We start from the raw sequence: 18,678 nt of genomic DNA, 5'->3' as shown, positions 1-18,678 counted from the left end.
TTATTGCATATTTATTTTTTCAACAATGATTTCTGACACTGCGTTTCCTGTAGTATTCATTGAAAAAGACAATATATTTCCGCCAATAATGCCGGTACAAACCCCTGTTCCAATGTTCTGGTTCCCATAGAACCTAAGTCTTAAATTGTCGCCTGCTTCAAAGCTGCCTACATAAGTAAGAACTAATGACTGTCCTACATCAATAGCTCCCGGAGATAAGCTTCCTAAGGATAATGCACCGCTGGTGGAACTTGTGGTGTTATTTGTAATAGGCTTCCATGTAGCAGGAGCTGCTGCAGTACTTGTTTCCAAATCAACCTTTGAGTATAGATTAATTGTTACTCCTACACACAAAGCCGGGGTCTTAACATCTATAGCTCCACTTTTGAAAGAAATTTTATACAAACCTCTTGTCTTGATATTAATAATATTACTTGTAGCCGACGCAAGAGAAACATCTGCTGAAATATCATTATAACTTGGGCTGGCACTTGTAAACGGAACATCCATTGCTCCTCCTGTTTGCGGGCAAAGTCTGTTTTCCCCTCCACATCCCAATCCACACGTTCCGCAATCTGCCGTTATGGCAGCGCTTCTTATAAAACGGGCCATTTTATTGTTCTTTAAGGCCGTTACAATAGGATCTGAGATTTTCCATACCGTACCGTCATTCTGAACAATACTTCCTGTTTCTTTGTTGAAGATAATAGAACCCTGAGTTCCGTTTCCTGTGGTACCAGTAGCAGATGCCGGCAGTACTGAAGCAGTGTTAGTCCTTGGCAATCTGGCTGCGTTATCATCCTGTTTTACATGTAAAAGTGATCTTGTGTCGGGTTGGAAACCTGGAGCTTTCGAAATCCCAACCTGTGCGTTAATCCTTATAAAGCAACAAATAAGGACTAAGAGGAAATAGTCGATTTTCATTTTAAATTTTTTTATCATTCTTCCTTTAAATTTATAAAATATTACAGCTTAAATCATAAAAAAAAATGTTAAATAAAAAATGAAAAAAACAAAACATAGATTTAAAGCGGCATTCGAGAACTAAATAATCTATTGTAATGATTGAAAAAAACAATTATTTTACTGCATTTCAACCGTATTTTCACATTCATCATAAAGAAAATCACCATTTTTTGATTTAAAATGGTGATTTTTTATTCTTTGTTGAAAAATATTGAGTCTATTTCCGTACCCGTTTAGGCTTTTTGGCTTCTTCTTTAGCTCTTTCCTTGTCTATTGCTTCCTGAGCCTGATTAAACAGTTCATTATCCGCGGAATACTTTATTTCTTCATAATTAGGGCTGTCTACAAGGATATCCTGCCATTTTCTGATGCGGTCCTTGGTATTCCAGTTAAAATCGGGGAACTTTCTCTTTTCAGGTTCTATTTTACTCATTGGGTAGGTATCTGAATTGGCCCCTATACTGCATGATATGATCTGTAAGGTTCTTTCTTCAAATAAAGCTCCAATGATCCCACAGGTAGAAAGGGTAATTCCTATTCTCTGAGGCTGCTTAGTTTCCTGATCTACATCGTCTACATAAACAATTGACTGTGCATTTCCTACTACTCTGGCTTCCTTAATATCATTATTTTCATAGTAAACGGTCATAAATTTACCTTTTACCTGATTAAATTCATCTTTAAGGTTTAATGAATCTACTTTGCTGATCGCAAAAGCATTTCCAATTACTTTAAGCGAGTCTATATTTTCAGTTTTGGTATTAAAATAAGCTTCAACCTTATCTCCTGTTACCTGTTTTTCACCACTCCAAAGAATAGGATTGGTATACATATGCATAATGCCGTCTGTTTCATTGAATGCGATAGAATCTGCTCTCCCCTGGGCATTTGATTTGAAGATACGTGCTTTTTTGTAAGCTCTTAAAAAGCTTTTCTTTATTGTAATATCTGCTGAATCGGGTCTCTGGTAGGAAAGGATTTTTTCTGCAGCAAAATAAATAGAGTCTTTTTCCATGATTTTAACAGCATAAGGACTCTTGGTCATCATAGCAGAATCTTTTTTCTGAAAAACTTCTCCGTAACCGCCTTTGATATATCTTTTTTCTATAGGATCATCGAGTGTAACATTTCCGGTTGCCTTACCGAACCCGGTGATATTGTTAAAATACATATCATCTCCTGTAAGGATCTTGTCATTATAAAAAATTTTGGAATTTTTATTAAGGAAAGCCTCCTTAGTTTCCATCCTATAGGTTCCTCTTTCGGTGTAAATCCTGTTTTTGGGATTGGCGCGGTTGGTAATTGTTGTAGGACCAAAAAACTCAGCAACCTTTGTATTTTGATTTTGTTTGATATTGGGACCTTCTATGATATAATCCGGACTGTCAATTTTAACGTTCCCAACAAAGTCGATCATTTTGGTGTCAAGAAAGTAGGTTGCAGATTTGGTATACATAACATTCTGCGCATCGGAAATAGTTCCTCCGGTATTGAAGTACGCCTGGTTGGCAAGCCTGTCATAATACAGAATGTCGGTTTTAATGGTCTGTTTCGGATCGGTAAGAACAACATCTTTTTTAGCAACTCCTTTCTGCGTAACCCCATTGTACTCCATTTCATGGGCAGTAATCACAGAGCCGTCTGCATTTTGAAGCTTTGCATTGCCAATAGCTTTTACAAGGCTTTGATCATTGTACAGAATAACTTCATCAGCATACAGAATAGATCCCTGATGTTCTATCTGAACATGACCTACCATGTACTGGTTTCCTTCGTACTTGGTGTCTTTTTTAAATTCATCGGAATGGATGATTTTCACCTTATCTTCTGGTCTTACTGCAGGTGTAGGTTTCGTTTTATTTTGGATATAAGGGTCCATCTGCGTAGTTTTATTGTCCTGTGCGGAGCTGAACGCAGAAATAAAAATTAACAGAAAAAGGATTATTCTCATTGATTAATCATTCTTAGTACCATAGAAATACAGCGAATGCGAATCAATATTTACGCCAAATGCTTCTTCAATTGCTTCTTTAATTCCCTGTATTCTCGGATCACAGAATTCGATAATTTCTTCAATTTCCTTATCAGAGCCTTTTTTGTAGATTACCAAATGGTCATGCTGTTTATCAAAATAAGACTTCTCATAAGATGAAGAGGTCAATGTTTTTTCTCCAAACTGATGCTTACGGATTAAACCTGCATCGAGGAAAATTTCAATAGTGTTGTAAATCGTTGCTTTTGAAACATGATATTTCTTCTGCATCATAAGAAGATACAGATCATCCACATTGAAGTGATGATCCATACTATAAATCTCTTCTAATATCGTATATCGTTCAGGTGTGTTTCTGAAACCCTTTTCTAAAAGGTAGTTTCGGAGAACATCCTTAATCAAAGCAATATTTTTTTCTTTTTGTACTGTATCCATCAAAAAAATTATCTACAAATTTATTGATTTTTATTTAAATAGGCGATATGGTTTCTTACCCCTTGTTTTTAGGAATTATGACGGAAGAAGCCGGATTGCTCAATCTTGTTATCGTAAACCGTAAGCTCTGTAATCGGGGCAGACTCCACTTCTACGTTGTGAGAAGATACCCCCCAAGCTTTGAAATCATCACTTCCGATGTACTTCACAAAATTGTAGATATTGAGTGTAATCTTCTGTTTAACAGTTAAAAGTATATCGTTGATATATGTATTATCAATAATTACGTATTTCAGATCCGGCGGAATGTTGTGCGCTCTCAGGGACGGATGACTGCTTCTTGATGGAATGGTTCCGTCTGCCATAAGATCTTTCAGTACCATATTAAAATAATCATTGATTCTACGGTCTACTTTAAATCCTAGAAGGAAATTGACTTTGTATACGGTTCCCGGCAGAATTTCGTCTACCGTATATTTGAAAGTATATGGATCTTCCTGATTAACAATACTTAATATGAAATAATGATCCGCTCTTTTGGGCTGCTTCTTGATGATGGAATAGATAATTTTCGATTCTACTTCATCATTCCTTTTGGCTCTGCTCAGGTAAGCAAGATTAGTTGCATATTTGGGAATGCTTTCATCCAGTTTCATATCTTTTATGATGGCGACATATTTCTCTATTTTTACAAACTGGATAAATCTTGTTTTTATCAGTCTTCCATTATACCATGCGTACATTGAAATTCCAATAGAACCAGCCAGGACAACCGTAATCCATCCACCTTCCATGAACTTGATGATATTTGCACTGAAAAATCCTAGTTCAATAGCCATATAAACTAAAGCAAAAAGTACAATTAATACTTTGCTTACTCTATGCTTCAACAACCAGAAAACCAGCAGTACTGTCGTCATCAGCATGGTTACTGTAATGGAAAGTCCATATGCAGCTTCCATTTTCCCTGATTCCCTAAAATGAAGCACAACAATAATACACAGAATAAGAAGTCCCCAGTTGATTCTTGGAATATACATTTGTCCTTTAACTCCGGAAGGGTAATCAATTTTTTGATTAGGCCATAAATTAAGAGACATTGCTTCTGAGAAAATGGTAAAAGAACCTGTAATCAAGGCCTGACTTGCAATAATTGCTGCTGCAGTAGCCAAAATTACTCCTGGTACAATCATCCACTCTTCCATGATTCCAAAGAATGGGTTGATTACAGAAAATCCAGGCTTCCCATGATTGGTTAATAACCATGCCCCTTGTCCAAGATAGTTTAAAATAAGCATGATCTTAACAAATCCCCAACTTACTCTTATATTTTTGGCACCGCAGTGTCCTAAGTCCGAGTAGAGAGCTTCTGCCCCTGTTGTACACAGGAAAACAGCACCAAGAATGACAATTGCACTTGGAGAATTTGCAATAAGCTTGTAGGCATAGTAAGGGTTGAAAGATCTTAAAATTTCTAAATTTTCGCTTAAATGCATTACTCCCAAACCTCCTAGAACTAAAAACCAGACAACCATTACAGGGCCAAAAAATTTCCCGATAAAACTGGTTCCGAATTGCTGTACTACAAAAATTACAATCAAAATTCCAATGGTAATGGGCACAACAGGTGTATGGGGATTATAAATTTCCAGACCTTCAATAGCTGACATTACTGTAAGTGAAGGCGTAATCACCCCATCCGCGATGAGTGCTGCTGCACCTATGATAGCGATAAGATATAGCCATCCTTTTTTAAGGTTTTTAACTAATGAGAATAAAGCTAAAATACCTCCTTCCCCTTTGTTATCTGCCCTTAGAGCAATGATCACATATTTTATTGTAGTCTGAAGGGTAAGTGTCCAGATGATACAGGATAACGCCCCTTCTATATATTCGTTGAAAGGCATATTACTACCTCCGTCTTTTGCATTTACAATTGCTTTCATTACGTAAAGCGGAGATGTTCCAATATCTCCGAACACAATTCCGAGAGAGACTAAAACTCCAATAAAAGAAAGTTTCTTTATGTCAAAATGATAACCATCTTCTGTAAGGTCTGCCATATCAGCTTATTTTTTTAAACGCGCAAATTTATACTAATTTTATGACGTCGAGAACTATTCTTCATGAATAGAATAAATGAAAAAACTTCCTTTCGGAAGTTTTTCTCTATAATAGTTATTTTACGTACATCGCTTTTTTGATCTCCTCTTTTACTTTTTCAAGTTTAGGGAACCATTCTGCAAATAATGCAGCGGAGTAAGGCGCAGGCGCATCAGGAGTAGTAATTCTCTTGATTGGCGCATCCAGATAGTCGAATGCTTTCTGCTGTACCATATATGTAATTTCAGAAGATATCGAAGCGAATGGCCAGGCTTCTTCCAAGATCACCAGTCTGTTTGTTTTTTTAACGGAAGCTAAAACAGTATCAAAATCAAGAGGACGAACGGTTCTAAGGTCGATCACTTCTACAGAGATTCCCTCTTTAGCCATATCTTCAGCAGCCTGAATAGCCAGCTTCATGATTTTACCGAAAGAAACCAAAGTAACGTCTGTACCTTCTCTCTTGATATCTGCTTTACCTATTGGCAAATAATATTCTTCTTCAGGAATTTCCATTTTGTCGCCATACATCTGCTCAGATTCCATGAAAATAACCGGATCATTATCCTGGATAGCAGTTTTCAACAATCCTTTCGCATCGTAAGGATTTGAAGGAACCACTACTTTAAGTCCCGGAACATTCGCAAACCAGTTTTCAAACGCCTGGGAGTGTGTAGCTCCTAATTGTCCTGCCGAAGCAGTAGGTCCTCTGAAAACGATAGGACAGTTCCACTGACCACCACTCATCTGACGGATTTTCGCCGCATTATTAATAATCTGATCAATACCTACCAATGAGAAATTGAACGTCATATACTCTACAATTGGTCTGTTACCATTCATCGCAGCTCCTACAGCAATCCCTGTAAAACCAAGCTCAGCAATGGGTGTATCGATTACTCTTTTAGGACCAAATTCATCCAACATTCCTTTTGAAGCTTTATACGCACCATTGTATTCTGCAACTTCCTCCCCCATTAAAAAAATGGATTCGTCTTTACGCATTTCCTCGCTCATTGCTTGTGCAATTACCTCACGAAAAGTATATTCTGCCATATTTATTTGAAAAATTTAGACTACAAAAATAGTGTTTTTTTATTACTAACATAACAAAAAAGGCATCTCATTGAATGAGAAACCTTAATTATTTAATCAGAGAGGCTTTTCTTCAGTGCGGTTGAGTTCTCTGTAGTTTTTCCTAAGGTTTGACAGAATTTTCCCATATGTTCTTTTATAAATAAGATACAGAATATAAAATCCTAGTAACATAAAAAATCCAAATATTACATAATTCCCCAATTCAGGGACCATACTATCAGGGTTGGAACGTTTTAGAATATGGTGCCCATTATTCCACCCATCTTTTGCTCCTGCCATAAAATCTTTTGTATAGATATTGAAATGGATCAGGTTATCCAGAATGATCAGAAGAAAAGAAATCCCGGCATACCCAAAGATAAGCCTTCTTATATTCAGAATGTTTTTTATTAATGATAAGGAGTCCTGCCCAGCTTTCAACCTACGAAACAGCAAAACTGTCAGAATTATAAATACGGAAAACAGGATTATCCTTAGATATGGAAATTCGCCATTAATATACCCATAGACAGACCAGAGTACAATTTCTACCGAGCCTATCAGGAATAAAGTTTTTGCCACAGAAACAGATTTGTTTTTAATCATGATATAAATTTCATTTTCGGAATAATCTTTAAATTCACCTTCATCCTTATTCCAGTCTTTTTTTAAAAGTTCCAGTTCCTCCATATTATTTTGTGTTTATTTTGGTTTTTAAATTATTCTTTGCCCTATTCATTTTCACTCTTGCATTACCTTCAGTAATTCCCAGAATTTCACCGATCTCTTTGTATGGCCTGTCTTCGAGGTACATCATAATTAAAGCTTTTTCTACATCGGACAGCTCGTGAATGGCTTTGTACATTTTTCTCAATTTATATTCATCATCTTCATATACTTCATATTCCATTTTCAAAGAGGAAACGTCTATATCAGAATGCCACAATACTTTTTTCTGTGGTTTCTTAAAAAGGGTCATAGCCGTATTAAGTGCCACCTTATACATCCAAGTAGAAAATTTGGCTTCTCCTTTAAAACTGGGAAAGGACCTCCAAAGCTGAATGGTAATTTCCTGGAAAAGATCTTGATGGTCTTCGGCATTATCTGTATATATCTTGCATATTTTATGAATAAGCCTTTGGTTGGGCTTAAAAAAATCAACAAAATTTCTCTCCAGTGTTGTGCTCATATCTTATGAGTGGGAAATTTTTATTTTCGTTACAGAATTTTTTTTAAAAAATAAAAACGGTATCTCATTTCTGAAATACCGTCCTAAAGTTTATATAAAAACTGATTAATTCACTTTGTCCCAAACCTGAGTCCTTCCAAATACAGAAACCCCCATATATCCTCTTACATTCAGTTTATCACCGCTTTTTGTAATGGTACATTTATAAGTTTTACCTGTTTTAGGGTCAGTAATAGTTCCTCCTGTAAATTCATCTCCTTCTTTTTTAAGACCTCTGATGATCTCCATTCCTAAAATTGGCTTCCCTTTTCTGTCATCCTTACATCCTGTACAATTTGGATTTGCAGGTTTTATAAGCAACTGGGAAACTTTTCCATAATACTTCCCATCTGATTTTTTATAGATCTCAACAATGGATTTAGCCTGTTTTGTTTCGTCATCTATAGTCTTCCATTTACCTTCAATCTGTGCAAACGATAATACGCCAAACAGGGAAAGCACGAATGTTAATAATAATTTTTTCATATTTCTTATAGTTTTAATTCTGATATACGTTTTTTGTTATGTATCTATTGCTAAATGTATAAATTAAATTTTAAACAGACAAAAACTTTTGCTATACAAAGCATATGATAGGCCAAAGTGTAAAAGGTTAAATGAACAGTTATGATGATTTCAGATTTCAGACACAAGATATGAGACTTTTGACTGTAGATTTTAGTAACTCATAAAGCTTAAGGATGCGGGTTTCTGACCGGCAACTATCAACAATCAACTAAACCATAAAACTCTCTGGGCCCTCAGATTCTCAAACCTGAATTCAGACTATTTAAGTTTTCTATTGATTACCCTGTCCATATAATCCTGATACCAAGCTTTTGCAGTCTTCATTTCCTGTTCTATTTCAGGGGTCTTTAATTTTCCTATTAAATTGTTTGCAAATCCGAGGTCATTCTTCTCGTATATTCCTGTAATTTCCTTGCCGTCGAAACGGTACATATGATCTCCAATGATAAACTGTTCTGAACTTCCATCTGAATTCACTACAATAGACGGATATTTTTTATCGCTTACAAGGCTTCTTCCCCAGCTTCTGATCTGTTTATTGTATCCGATAAGATCTGCAAGTGTAGGATAAATATCTATTTGCTGTGCCGTTTCAGGATTCACGCCTTTAAGGTTATATTTCGGATTTGGGGAATACAATATCAGAGGAACAGCAAAACGGTTCATAGCTTTTTCATATTCACCATAAGCGATCTGGTTGGTATGATCTCCCGTGAAAACGAAGATGGTATTATTGAACCAAGGCTGTTTTTTAGCAGTTTCAAAATATTTTTTGATCGCATAATCCGTATATTGGATCGGTTCATGCATTTCTATGGTTCCTTTTTTAAATTTCCCTTTGTATTTTTCAGGGATTTTAAACGGATGGTGTGATGAGGCAGTAAATACTGTAGTCATAAATGGCTGCGTCTTCCCTGTATTTTTTGCAAAATACTGAAGAAACGGCTCATCCCATATCGCCCACATTCCGTCGAAATCTTCATCATGGTTGAATTCATTTTTCCCGAAATAATGTTTAAAGCCCAATATATTTCCAAATCCAAGGAAGCCCATTGACCCGTTGGGAGCCCCATGATAAAAAGAAGTATCATACCCCAGATCATTACACACTGAAACAATAGACTGGATTTTCTGATTGGAATAAGGCGAACTTGTGAAAGCATCGGTAAGGCTTGGAATTCCAGCCAGCACACTGCTCATTCCATGAATGGACTGTCTTCCATTGGCAAACATATTAGGGAAAATCAGGCTCTGGCCTGCAAGACTGTCTATAAATGGTGTATAGGAAACATAGCCATTAATATTTTTGTCTTTATTAAAAGCACCTGAATATTCCCTGCCGAAAGATTCAACAATAAAAATAACAATATTGGGGCGGTTCTCCACTTTCCTATCATATATTTTATAAGGCTGAACATGGTCGGCAATATATTTTTCGTCTACAAAATGAACTTCTTTAAAGTTATTGGTTCCTAAAGTTCTGAAAAATGAAAACGTACTGTTCAACACTATATTGCCCTGAAGCGGATTCACCACAAAACGGTTGGCATCCACTAGGTTAATGGGTCTAGTACTGTGCTTGAAATCACCGCGGATTCCTCCAACAACCAAAACTGCCGTGCCACAAAGCACAAGCACTGACCAGATAAAGTATGGAATAAGTTTTACAGGTTTCTGTTCTGTAATCTTCACCTTTTTATAAAGGAAAACCCAAAGTGCCATTAAAATAATGAACCATATGAGAACAAATGGATGCTGTCCCAATGAAACCGTGAAAACTTTAAAAATGTTGGTTTCATGTTTTGCAACTTCTAATGCCGTGGATGTTAATCTTGCCTGCGAAAATTTATAATAGACAAAATCCCCAAAATTCATGGCATAGGCAATTCCGTTGGTTATAAAGTACAGCCAGAACAAAACGGTTTGGTATCCTTTTTTTGTATTGATGACAATCGGGACCAGGCTTAAGAGAATAAATAAAGCGTTGACATATAAGATCGCCGTGGTATCAAAGGCTATTCCATGAAATGCCAGGTTGAGATAATCTGAAACGGAATCTACTTTGATGAGCTCTTTATTGAAGTACCAAAATAAAAGCCGGGCAATCTGATAAAAAACATATGCTAAGAAAATCCGGTAAAAAAGGACCAGAACTTCTTGTTTTCTAAATTCTTTAAAAAATTTCATTCGGCAAATTTACATCAAAAAACTATTAATGTATTTTTTCCTTCATAATATTTCGGGTTAAAATTTGGAAAAACTGTACTTTTGTTGACATGAATTTCATAAAAAATAATCTTGCCAATTTATTGACGCTTGCCAATTTATTTGCAGGCTGTGTAGGTGCGATACATCTTATTTTAGGAGATTACCAAACTACGGCCATCTGTCTCATTCTTTCTGCTATTTTTGATTTTTTTGACGGGTTTGTGGCCCGGGCTCTAAAATCGAACTCTAATCTGGGGCTGCAGCTGGATTCGCTGGCGGATATGGTAAGCTTTGGGCTGGTCCCTGGCCTTACAATGTATAAAGCACTGGAGCCTTTCGGAAATGAAATATTAGGGCTGCATCTTCCTTTTGATGTAAGTTATGCCGGCCTTCTGGTGACTGTTTTCTCTTGTCTCAGACTGGCGATCTTTAACCTTGATGAAGAACAGCGTTATTATTTTAAAGGACTGAATACACCTACCAATACTGTTCTGCTATTCGGATTATATTATGCCTTCAAAGAAACAGGAACTTTCGGATTTTTATTTGAAAATTCTTTGTTTCTGATCTTATTGACCATAATCACATCATGGCTTCTGATCAGTCCAATTAAGATGATGGCTATGAAATTCAAATCTAAAAAGCTCCAGGACAACTACCCGAAAATTATTTTACTGGGTGGTGGAATTGCCATTCTGGCCCTGTTTCAGATTGTTGGCATTCCGATGCTTGTTATTTATTATATGATAGTATCACTGGTTTTCCAGAAACAGCTGAAGTAGCTATCAGATGTGAGACATCAGATTTTAGACTTTAAAAGCTACAAATTTAGAGACAGCTTATTTTCAAATTAACACATTATCAATTATAGACATGAATTTAAAACTCCATAAACCTCTCTGCATTTTTGACCTTGAAACCACAGGAACCAATATCGGAAAAGATAAAATCGTAGAGATCTGTATTTTAAAAGTAAATCCGGATGCCTCCAGAGAAAGTAAAACCTGGCGCGTAAATCCGGAAATATCTATTCCGAAAGAATGCAGTGAGATCCACGGAATTTATGACGAAGATGTAAAAGATGCTCCGACATTCAGAGAAATTGCTCCAAAAATCATGGAAATGCTTTCAGGAAGTGATTTGGGAGGCTTTAATTCCAACCGTTTTGATGTTCCGCTTCTGGCAGAAGAGCTTTTAAGAGTGGAGATAGATTTTGATCTGAGCAAATTCAAACTAGTAGATGCGCAGACTATTTTCCACAAAAAAGAACCAAGAAATTTAGGGGCTGCCTATCAGTTTTACTGTGGAAAAGTGTTAGAAAATGCTCACTCTGCAGAAGCAGATGTGATGGCCACTTTTGAAGTACTGGATGCGCAGGTCGGAAAATATGACGATATCCCAAATGAAATCGGTCCTTTAAGTGAATTCAGTTTCCATAATAAGAATGCTGATCTTGCCGGATTTATCGGATACAATGAAAAATCAGAACCTGTTTTCAATTTCGGAAAATATAAAGGACAGGTCGTGAAAGCTGTTTTCCAGAAGGATCTGGGATATTACGGATGGCTTCAGAATGCCGATTTCCCGCTTTATACGAAGAAAATCTTCACAAAAATTCAACTGTCAAGCAAATTTTAAATAATGTCAAATCTGGTCCGTTTTAAATTTTATGAAACAGCCCTTGAAGCCAACAGGGACAAGCAGATCCTTGCCGAAAACGGAGTGAATGGTTTCATTGCCAATGAGCAGCTCATCCAGTCTGACTGGCTGCTTTCGCAGGCTGTGGGCGGTATTCAGCTTCAGGTTTTTGAAGATGATCTGGAAAAAGCGAAACAAATCCTGCAGGATTATAATGACAATGAAGCCTATTCTTTGGAAGTGGAACATACGATCAAGGATCCGGCTTTTGATTTTGTATGCCCGAAATGTGGTTCAAACCATATCTACAGGGACGATAGGGCGACGAGCTTTTTTGGAATTTCCATTTTGTCAAGCCAGAATTTTGTATGTTATTATTGTGGGAATGAGTTTACGCATTAATATCATTTAAAAATAAATAAAGGATACTTCTTCGTGGCTGAATTGTATTCACAGGCCTACAAGTCTGTTAAAATAAATAATTAAGAGTTATGAAAATCATTTGTATAGGAAGAAACTACAGTGAACATGCAAAAGAATTAGGAAATGAAATTCCTGAAAAACCGGTTATTTTCATGAAACCCGACACGGCGGTTTTGAAAGGAAATGATTTCTATATTCCTGAATTTTCCAACGACATTCACTATGAGCTGGAAGTTGTTGTAAAGATTTCAAAGGGAGGAAAATACATTCAGAAAGAGGTAGCTCACAAACATTATGAAGAAATCAGCTTAGGAATAGATTTTACGGCAAGGGATCTTCAGAGCGAACTTAAATCCAAAGGTCTTCCATGGGAACTTGCCAAAGGTTTTGACGGTTCTGCAGTAGTAGGGAATTTCTTCAAAAAGGAAGATTACGATCTTCAGGGACTGCAGTTTTCGTTACTGAAAAATAAGGAAGAGGTTCAGGACGGCAATACAAAAGATATGATTTTCAGTTTTGATGATATCATCGCTTTCGCCTCTCAGTATTTTACATTAAGGGTGGGAGATCTTATTTTTACCGGAACTCCAAAAGGAGTAGGAAAGGTAAATGAAAATGATATTCTTGAAGCTTATCTGAAAGATGATAAAATTCTTGATATTCGAATATTATAAGTATTTAACATAAAAAACTGGGCAATTTTTCTTATCTTTAAATAACAAAATTAAAGGTCATGATAAATATTGTACTACCCGTAGATTTTGGGGATAAAACAGAACAGCTTGTAGATGGAGCTGTAAAATTTGCAAAACAGCTGAACGGCAGAATTTTTCTGATTCACGTTGCACCTTCGGATATTGGTTTTGCTATCGGTGATATGGGATATCAATATTTTCCTGAAGTAGAAGCCAATGAGATCAGAGAGGAGCTTATACAGCTGAATAAGATTGAGCAAAGGATTATTGCTCATGATATAGACTGTGAGCATTTATTGAAGCAGGGTATTGCAAAAGATACCATCCTGGAATATGCGAAAGCCAAAAATGCTGATTATATCGTAATGGGATCACACGGAAGAAGCGGAATATATGATGTTTTTGTAGGAAGTTTAACGAAAGGACTTACCAAAGATTCTCATGTTCCGGTACTGGTGCTTCCTATCCACGACTAGAAAAAAATAAATTTTAATCGTTAATAAAAAAACCGATCAGACTAAAGTCCGATCGGTTTTTTACTATATAACCAATTAATTAACCTTCTTTTTTATAGATCTTAGGATCGTAGTAAGGGTTCTTACCCTCAGTTGGAGAATAATAGTCTTTATCTTTATCACCACCTAGTTTTACAACCAGTACATAGCACCAGTAAGTAAACAATACGCAGCAAACGATAAATAAAATCCAGTTTAGAACATTTCCAAACGCATCAAAAAAACCGAAGGCCCATTTGAAAACTTTACTTAAGAATAACCAGAAAGACGTCATTATTTTCCTTTTTTAAATTAACTTTGTACAAATTTATAAAAAATGTTTAAATTACTTTCAAAAGAAAGCAATATTTTTTCAATTCCTGTTTATATTGGTTTTCTTCTTTTAGTAGTCATAATATTTAACATACTGAATTTCAACACTTATGAAGCAATCATCGCAGGAATAACTTTCCTGGGGATTGCTTTGGGATATTTTTGTTTTCACAGTATTGCCCTTAATTACCAGACGCATCTGCCGCTATTTTTATATACCTTTTTTATTTTTGGACTTTATCCCGGGAATCTGGATATAGGAATTGCCGTTTCACTGCTCACCAATTCTTTTCTGCTGTTGCTTTTAACCAGTGCGGATGAAGATATCAGAAAGAAATCTTATGTTCTGGTAGGCGCCATTGTTGCGCTGAATTTTATTTTCCTTCCTACCACATGGCCCATGGCTCTTTTTGTGATTGTTCACGTAATCGCAACTTCCCAGAAAATAAGTTTAAATCTGTTCAGATTTCTTTTAGGAACCATATTGATTGCTTTCAGTTATTTTTCGATCATGTTCTTTTTCCGGTTCACTACATGGAATATTGATTATTTCCCTTTTGGAAAAATGAGGCTTATGACAGATTATATTGATCTGATACCTTTAATTCCTATTCTCCTGATGCTTATTTATGCTGTATACGACCATTTTAAAAACTATAATAAGAAAAGCCCGATAAGCAGATATAAGTACACGTTTTTGCTTGTATTCTCACTGGCCCAGCTGGTGACTATTATTTTGTATATGAATAAAAACTATGAATATTTACTGCTTCTGGCATTCCCGTCGAGCATTATCCTGAGCAGGATGATGAGATTTTTGCCTAAATACTGGATGCAGGAGGTGAGCTTATGGCTTATCATTATAAGTTTGATTGCTTTTAAAGCAGGTACGTATTTTAATTTATTTTAAAGATTATGATTCAGATAGACGATAAATTGATTTCAGAGGATATTTTTTCCGAAGAATTTGTTTGCAACCTTACGAAATGTAAAGGTGCATGCTGTGTGGAAGGAGATGTAGGTGCTCCGCTAGACAAGGATGAACTTGAGATTTTAGACAGTATTCTTGATAAAATAAAGCCTTATCTTACCCAGGAAGGCATCAAAGCCCTTGAGGAACAGGGAACATGGACAACCGATCCGGAGGACGGAATGTACGTTACACCTATGGTAGAAGACCGCGAATGTGCTTATGTAACCTTCGATGAAAGAGGAATTACTAAATGTGGTATTGAAAAAGCATATGAGGATGGTGCTGTAGACTGGCAAAAACCAATTTCCTGCCACCTCTACCCGATCCGTGTTACGGAATATTCTACTTTTACTGCCCTGAACTACCATGAATGGAATGTATGCAGTGATGCCTGCACGCTTGGAAAAGAACTGCAGGTTCCTGTTTATAAGTTCCTGAAAACTCCACTGACCAGAAAATATGGTGAAGAGTTTTACAATGTTTTAAGTGAAGCAGCCGATGAATGGAAAAAAGCATATGGCTCATAAATAAAAAAACCGCAGACTGATCTGCGGTTTTTCTTTATCAATTATTTTAAAATAAATTACTGTTTAACTACTGTTGCTCCCACTGCTGCTGGTTTTGCCTCTTCTTTTTTAGCGTTTTCCCATCCGTCTTCCGGCATCAGCGTTGCTGTAATTTTTCCTTTTACCAGGTACTTTTTAGCTACATCCTGAAGGTCTTTCACGGTAAGTGCTTTTACTTTTTCCTGGTAGTTCAGGATGTCGTATTTATCACTTCCATCCAACTGATTTTTAGCAAGAGCATTCAGCCAGAACATATTGTCCTTAAGCTCTGTTTTGTTGTCATTATACTCTCCTTCTTTATATTTGTCAAGGTCTTTCTGCTCAGGACCTTTATCAATCAGCTTCTGAAGCTCGGTAACAGCACTTTTCGTAAGCTTTTCTGCATTTTCAGGTCCGCAAGGGAAACTGATGCTGAAATTGTAAGCACTGTAAGGGATTTTATTCATGCTTCCTCTTGCTCCACCACCGTAAATTCCGCTTTCGTCTTCTCTAAGTTTTTCAATAACTTTGATGGTAGCTACTTCTCCAAGCGCTGAAAGAGCCAAAGCTTCTTTCTCGTTGTAAGGTGTTTCCCCGCTGTAAGAGATTGTCACCAGACTCTTAGGATCTTTTCCTTTTTTGTAGACTTTGGAATGATCTCCGGTTAACTGTCTGTAGCCTGTATCTTTGAATGTTGACGTTTTTCCTGATGAAGGAAGACTACCGATATATTGAAGCACCTGCTCTTTAAATACAGCCTCGTCAATATTTCCAACAAAATAGAACTGGAAGTTTCCTGCGTTGGCAAATTTCTCTTTATAGATGTCGTATGCTTTTTTGTAATCTGTATTAGCCCAGTCTTTTTCCATCGGGAATAGTCCGATGAATCTTGGGTTCTTCTGGTTCATGAATTTTGCATGTTCGTTGGAGAAGTAAGCCTGAGGGTTAGACAACAGGTTATCCAGCATGGCAGACTGCTTTTCTTTGTAAGCATTGAATGCGGCAGGGTTGTAATTTAATCCTGTAAAATAAGCGTACGTAAGCTCCATAGCGGTTCCTAAATCTTTCTGGGAAGTTCTTCCTGAAATTCCCTCATAATAAGGTCCAACCATTGGATTTACACTTACCTGCTTTCCTGCAAGGTAGTTGGTAAGATCCGCTTTTGACAATCCCCCGACTCCTGCTTCAGATAATGCTGCAAAGGCGAACTGAGTTTTGATAAAGTCTGCATCAGAGATTAGGGAATTTCCGCCTAAGCTTCTTGCTGAAAATACAATTTCGTCATCTTTGAAATCGGTTTTTTTGAAGGTTACTTTTGCACCGTTGCTTAATGTCCAGGTTGTTGTTCCCAGTTTGGCATCCGTTTCTGTTTTAGCAATTTTACCTTCTGATTTGAAAGGCTTCACTAAGTTTTTGATCGCTGCTTTTTCTTCGTAAGGCTTAAGATCCGCCAACTTTACAGATTCAAAGGTATTCAGAACCATTGCTTCTGTAGGCATTGTAATGTTATCTTTTTTAGGTCCTGTAATGACGATCACTCTGCTGTCATTCTTCACCATTTTCTTGATCACTTCATTGGTTTGGGCCAAAGTAACTTTAGGAAGGAAGGTCTTTGTATCTTCATATTCCCAGGCAATTCCCGGCATCGGTTCCTGCTCCAGGAAGTTTCTTACATACTCATCTACCAGCATATCACTTTCAGTCTTGTCGCGGTTGTTGTAAGATCTTTCAAGGTTGGACAGCATTTGTGCTTTTGCTCTGTCAAGTTCAGTCTGTGTGAACCCGAATCTTTTCGCTCTTTCCACTTCTTCCAAAAGAACTTTCAGAGCGTTTAACTGATTTCCTTCTTTTACCATGGCAAATCCCTGGAAGGCTTCTTTGCTTCTTGCATAGGTTCCTCCATGATAAACCGACCCGAAGGTAAAAGGCGGATTATTTGAATTGATCAGTTCTTTTAATCTATTGTTCAGCATCGTGGTGGAAAGACCTTCCACAATGCTTTGGTTGTACTGCTCAATTGTTACATCGGGCTGATACGCCTCAGCGTCTTTCATAATGAACTGAACCATTGAGTTTGTAGCATCCGGATCAGTTTCTATAGCTACTAAAGTTTCTTTATGGTTGGGCAAATCGAATACCTTTCTCTCCCTTGGTTTTGAAGGGTTTTTGTATTTGCTGAAATTATCTTTAATCTTTTTTTCCACCTCATCTACGTTGATATCTCCCACGACTACAATTGCCATAAGATCCGGCCTGTACCAATCCTGGTGGAATTTTCTTATCACATCCGGCTTAAAATTTTCCAGCACGTCTTTTTTACCGATCGGAAGTCTGTCTGCGTATTGAGATTTGTATAATAATTTAGGAAGATATTTGTCTGCCATTCTTTTGTCTGCGCCAAGACCCAGTCTCAGCTCTTCCAGAACAACCCCTCTTTCTTTATTGATCTGTGCATCGGAGAGCGTTGCATTAAAAGCCCAGTCTTCCATTACTTTTAGTCCTGCATCCAGGTTTCCTGGCTTATCCAATGGAACAGGAAGCATATATACAGTTTCGTCAAAGCTTGTATAGGCATTAAGGTGCTGTCCGAATTTCACCCCGATAGACTGTAGAAAATCCACCAGCTTATTGTCCGGGTAATTCTTTGTTCCATTGAAGTTCATGTGCTCCATAAAGTGCGCCAAACCTCTCTGGTTTTCATCTTCAAGAATAGACCCGGCATTGATAGCCAGACGGAAATCTACTTTCTTTTCAGGTAATGTATTTTTTTTAATGTAGTACTTCATTCCGTTGGGAAGGGTACCGATTCTCACGGAAGAATCCAAAGGGATATTCTGTCCGAAAACATTTGAAGACATCAGGAAGATGACCGCAAATGAGGATAAAACTTTCTTCATATTATTAATTTTATTTTGGAACTAAAAGTATCAATTATTCACCACCTGAAGAAATCTTACAATTGACATTATAGTTAAATTTGAGTTAAAATTAAAAAGACAACAAAAAAGCCGGATATTGTCCGGCTTTTGTTTTGTAAAA

The 18,678-nt window shown here is 36.8% G+C and carries 18 protein-coding genes; 7 read left to right on the top strand and 11 right to left on the bottom strand.

What is annotated here, in order from left to right; all coding sequences use genetic code 11:
* The 9 genes from ACTJIV_RS16320 to ACTJIV_RS16280 all read right to left on the bottom strand — a co-directional run bounded on the left by ACTJIV_RS16320 (position 1) and on the right by ACTJIV_RS16280 (position 10,517).
* Entirely contained in the window at positions 1 to 924 is a 924-nt protein-coding gene (locus ACTJIV_RS16320; protein ID WP_440628702.1) for a hypothetical protein, read from the bottom strand.
* Between the two features lie 259 nt (positions 925 to 1,183).
* Positions 1,184 to 2,917 carry an OstA-like protein gene (locus ACTJIV_RS16315; RefSeq protein ID WP_440628700.1) on the bottom strand — a complete coding sequence of 578 codons (1,734 nt, stop codon included), beginning with the start codon at positions 2,915 to 2,917 and terminating at the stop codon, positions 1,184 to 1,186.
* A gap of 3 nt (positions 2,918 to 2,920) precedes the next feature.
* On the bottom strand, positions 2,921 to 3,394 hold the full coding sequence (locus tag ACTJIV_RS16310) for a Fur family transcriptional regulator (protein WP_034706517.1): 474 nt from the start codon (positions 3,392 to 3,394) through the stop codon (positions 2,921 to 2,923).
* 68 nt (positions 3,395 to 3,462) lie between these two features.
* A complete protein-coding gene (locus ACTJIV_RS16305) occupies positions 3,463 to 5,457 on the bottom strand; it encodes a KUP/HAK/KT family potassium transporter (RefSeq protein ID WP_111956370.1) in 1,995 nt (664 codons plus the stop codon).
* Positions 5,458 to 5,572: 115 nt separating this feature from the next.
* A complete protein-coding gene (locus ACTJIV_RS16300; protein ID WP_034709939.1) occupies positions 5,573 to 6,553 on the bottom strand; it encodes a pyruvate dehydrogenase complex E1 component subunit beta in 981 nt (326 codons plus the stop codon).
* Between the two features lie 96 nt (positions 6,554 to 6,649).
* Positions 6,650 to 7,264, bottom strand: coding sequence for a hypothetical protein (locus ACTJIV_RS16295; protein WP_440628697.1), 615 nt, complete (start codon positions 7,262 to 7,264; stop codon positions 6,650 to 6,652).
* A gap of 1 nt (position 7,265) precedes the next feature.
* Complete coding sequence (locus ACTJIV_RS16290; protein WP_440628695.1) at positions 7,266 to 7,763, bottom strand: RNA polymerase sigma factor; 498 nt, start codon at positions 7,761 to 7,763, stop codon at positions 7,266 to 7,268.
* 105 nt (positions 7,764 to 7,868) lie between these two features.
* Positions 7,869 to 8,288, bottom strand: coding sequence for a DUF2147 domain-containing protein (locus ACTJIV_RS16285; RefSeq protein WP_111956364.1), 420 nt, complete (start codon positions 8,286 to 8,288; stop codon positions 7,869 to 7,871).
* 300 nt (positions 8,289 to 8,588) lie between these two features.
* Complete coding sequence (locus ACTJIV_RS16280) at positions 8,589 to 10,517, bottom strand: LTA synthase family protein (protein WP_111956362.1); 1,929 nt, start codon at positions 10,515 to 10,517, stop codon at positions 8,589 to 8,591.
* An 89-nt stretch (positions 10,518 to 10,606) separates the two neighbouring features.
* On the opposite strand from ACTJIV_RS16280, the gene ACTJIV_RS16275 reads away from it, so the two are divergent.
* From ACTJIV_RS16275 to ACTJIV_RS16255, 5 genes are all read left to right on the top strand, one after another.
* Positions 10,607 to 11,320, top strand: coding sequence for a CDP-alcohol phosphatidyltransferase family protein (locus ACTJIV_RS16275; protein ID WP_111956360.1), 714 nt, complete (start codon positions 10,607 to 10,609; stop codon positions 11,318 to 11,320).
* A 91-nt stretch (positions 11,321 to 11,411) separates the two neighbouring features.
* Positions 11,412 to 12,176, top strand: coding sequence for an exonuclease domain-containing protein (locus tag ACTJIV_RS16270; RefSeq protein ID WP_440628692.1), 765 nt, complete (start codon positions 11,412 to 11,414; stop codon positions 12,174 to 12,176).
* Between the two features lie 3 nt (positions 12,177 to 12,179).
* The gene (locus tag ACTJIV_RS16265) at positions 12,180 to 12,578 is read left to right on the top strand and encodes a putative signal transducing protein (RefSeq protein WP_111956356.1); all 399 of its coding nucleotides are present in this window, start codon (positions 12,180 to 12,182) and stop codon (positions 12,576 to 12,578) included.
* 89 nt (positions 12,579 to 12,667) lie between these two features.
* Entirely contained in the window at positions 12,668 to 13,273 is a 606-nt protein-coding gene (locus ACTJIV_RS16260) for a fumarylacetoacetate hydrolase family protein (RefSeq protein ID WP_111956354.1), read from the top strand.
* A 59-nt stretch (positions 13,274 to 13,332) separates the two neighbouring features.
* Complete coding sequence (locus tag ACTJIV_RS16255) at positions 13,333 to 13,770, top strand: universal stress protein (RefSeq protein ID WP_111956352.1); 438 nt, start codon at positions 13,333 to 13,335, stop codon at positions 13,768 to 13,770.
* A 79-nt stretch (positions 13,771 to 13,849) separates the two neighbouring features.
* On the opposite strand, the gene ACTJIV_RS16250 is transcribed toward ACTJIV_RS16255, so the two are convergent.
* Positions 13,850 to 14,083, bottom strand: coding sequence for a DUF6341 family protein (locus tag ACTJIV_RS16250; protein WP_111956350.1), 234 nt, complete (start codon positions 14,081 to 14,083; stop codon positions 13,850 to 13,852).
* 42 nt (positions 14,084 to 14,125) lie between these two features.
* On the opposite strand from ACTJIV_RS16250, the gene ACTJIV_RS16245 reads away from it, so the two are divergent.
* Together ACTJIV_RS16245 and ACTJIV_RS16240 are read left to right on the top strand one after the other, a co-directional pair.
* Positions 14,126 to 15,031: a DUF6427 family protein gene (locus ACTJIV_RS16245; protein ID WP_223560094.1), complete on the top strand. Its 906-nt coding sequence runs from the start codon at positions 14,126 to 14,128 to the stop codon at positions 15,029 to 15,031.
* Between the two features lie 5 nt (positions 15,032 to 15,036).
* Positions 15,037 to 15,621 carry a DUF3109 family protein gene (locus ACTJIV_RS16240; RefSeq protein WP_111956346.1) on the top strand — a complete coding sequence of 195 codons (585 nt, stop codon included), beginning with the start codon at positions 15,037 to 15,039 and terminating at the stop codon, positions 15,619 to 15,621.
* Between the two features lie 56 nt (positions 15,622 to 15,677).
* On the opposite strand, the gene ACTJIV_RS16235 is transcribed toward ACTJIV_RS16240, so the two are convergent.
* The gene (locus tag ACTJIV_RS16235; protein ID WP_440628688.1) at positions 15,678 to 18,536 is read right to left on the bottom strand and encodes a M16 family metallopeptidase; all 2,859 of its coding nucleotides are present in this window, start codon (positions 18,534 to 18,536) and stop codon (positions 15,678 to 15,680) included.
* Positions 18,537 to 18,678 lie beyond the last annotated feature (142 nt).

This window comes from Chryseobacterium sp. 22532 (assembly GCF_052044665.1).
Taxonomy (GTDB): Bacteria; Bacteroidota; Bacteroidia; order Flavobacteriales; family Weeksellaceae; genus Chryseobacterium; species Chryseobacterium lathyri.
The sequence above is the reverse complement of the archived record's forward strand: the minus strand, read 5'-3'. Positions and strand labels throughout refer to the sequence as shown.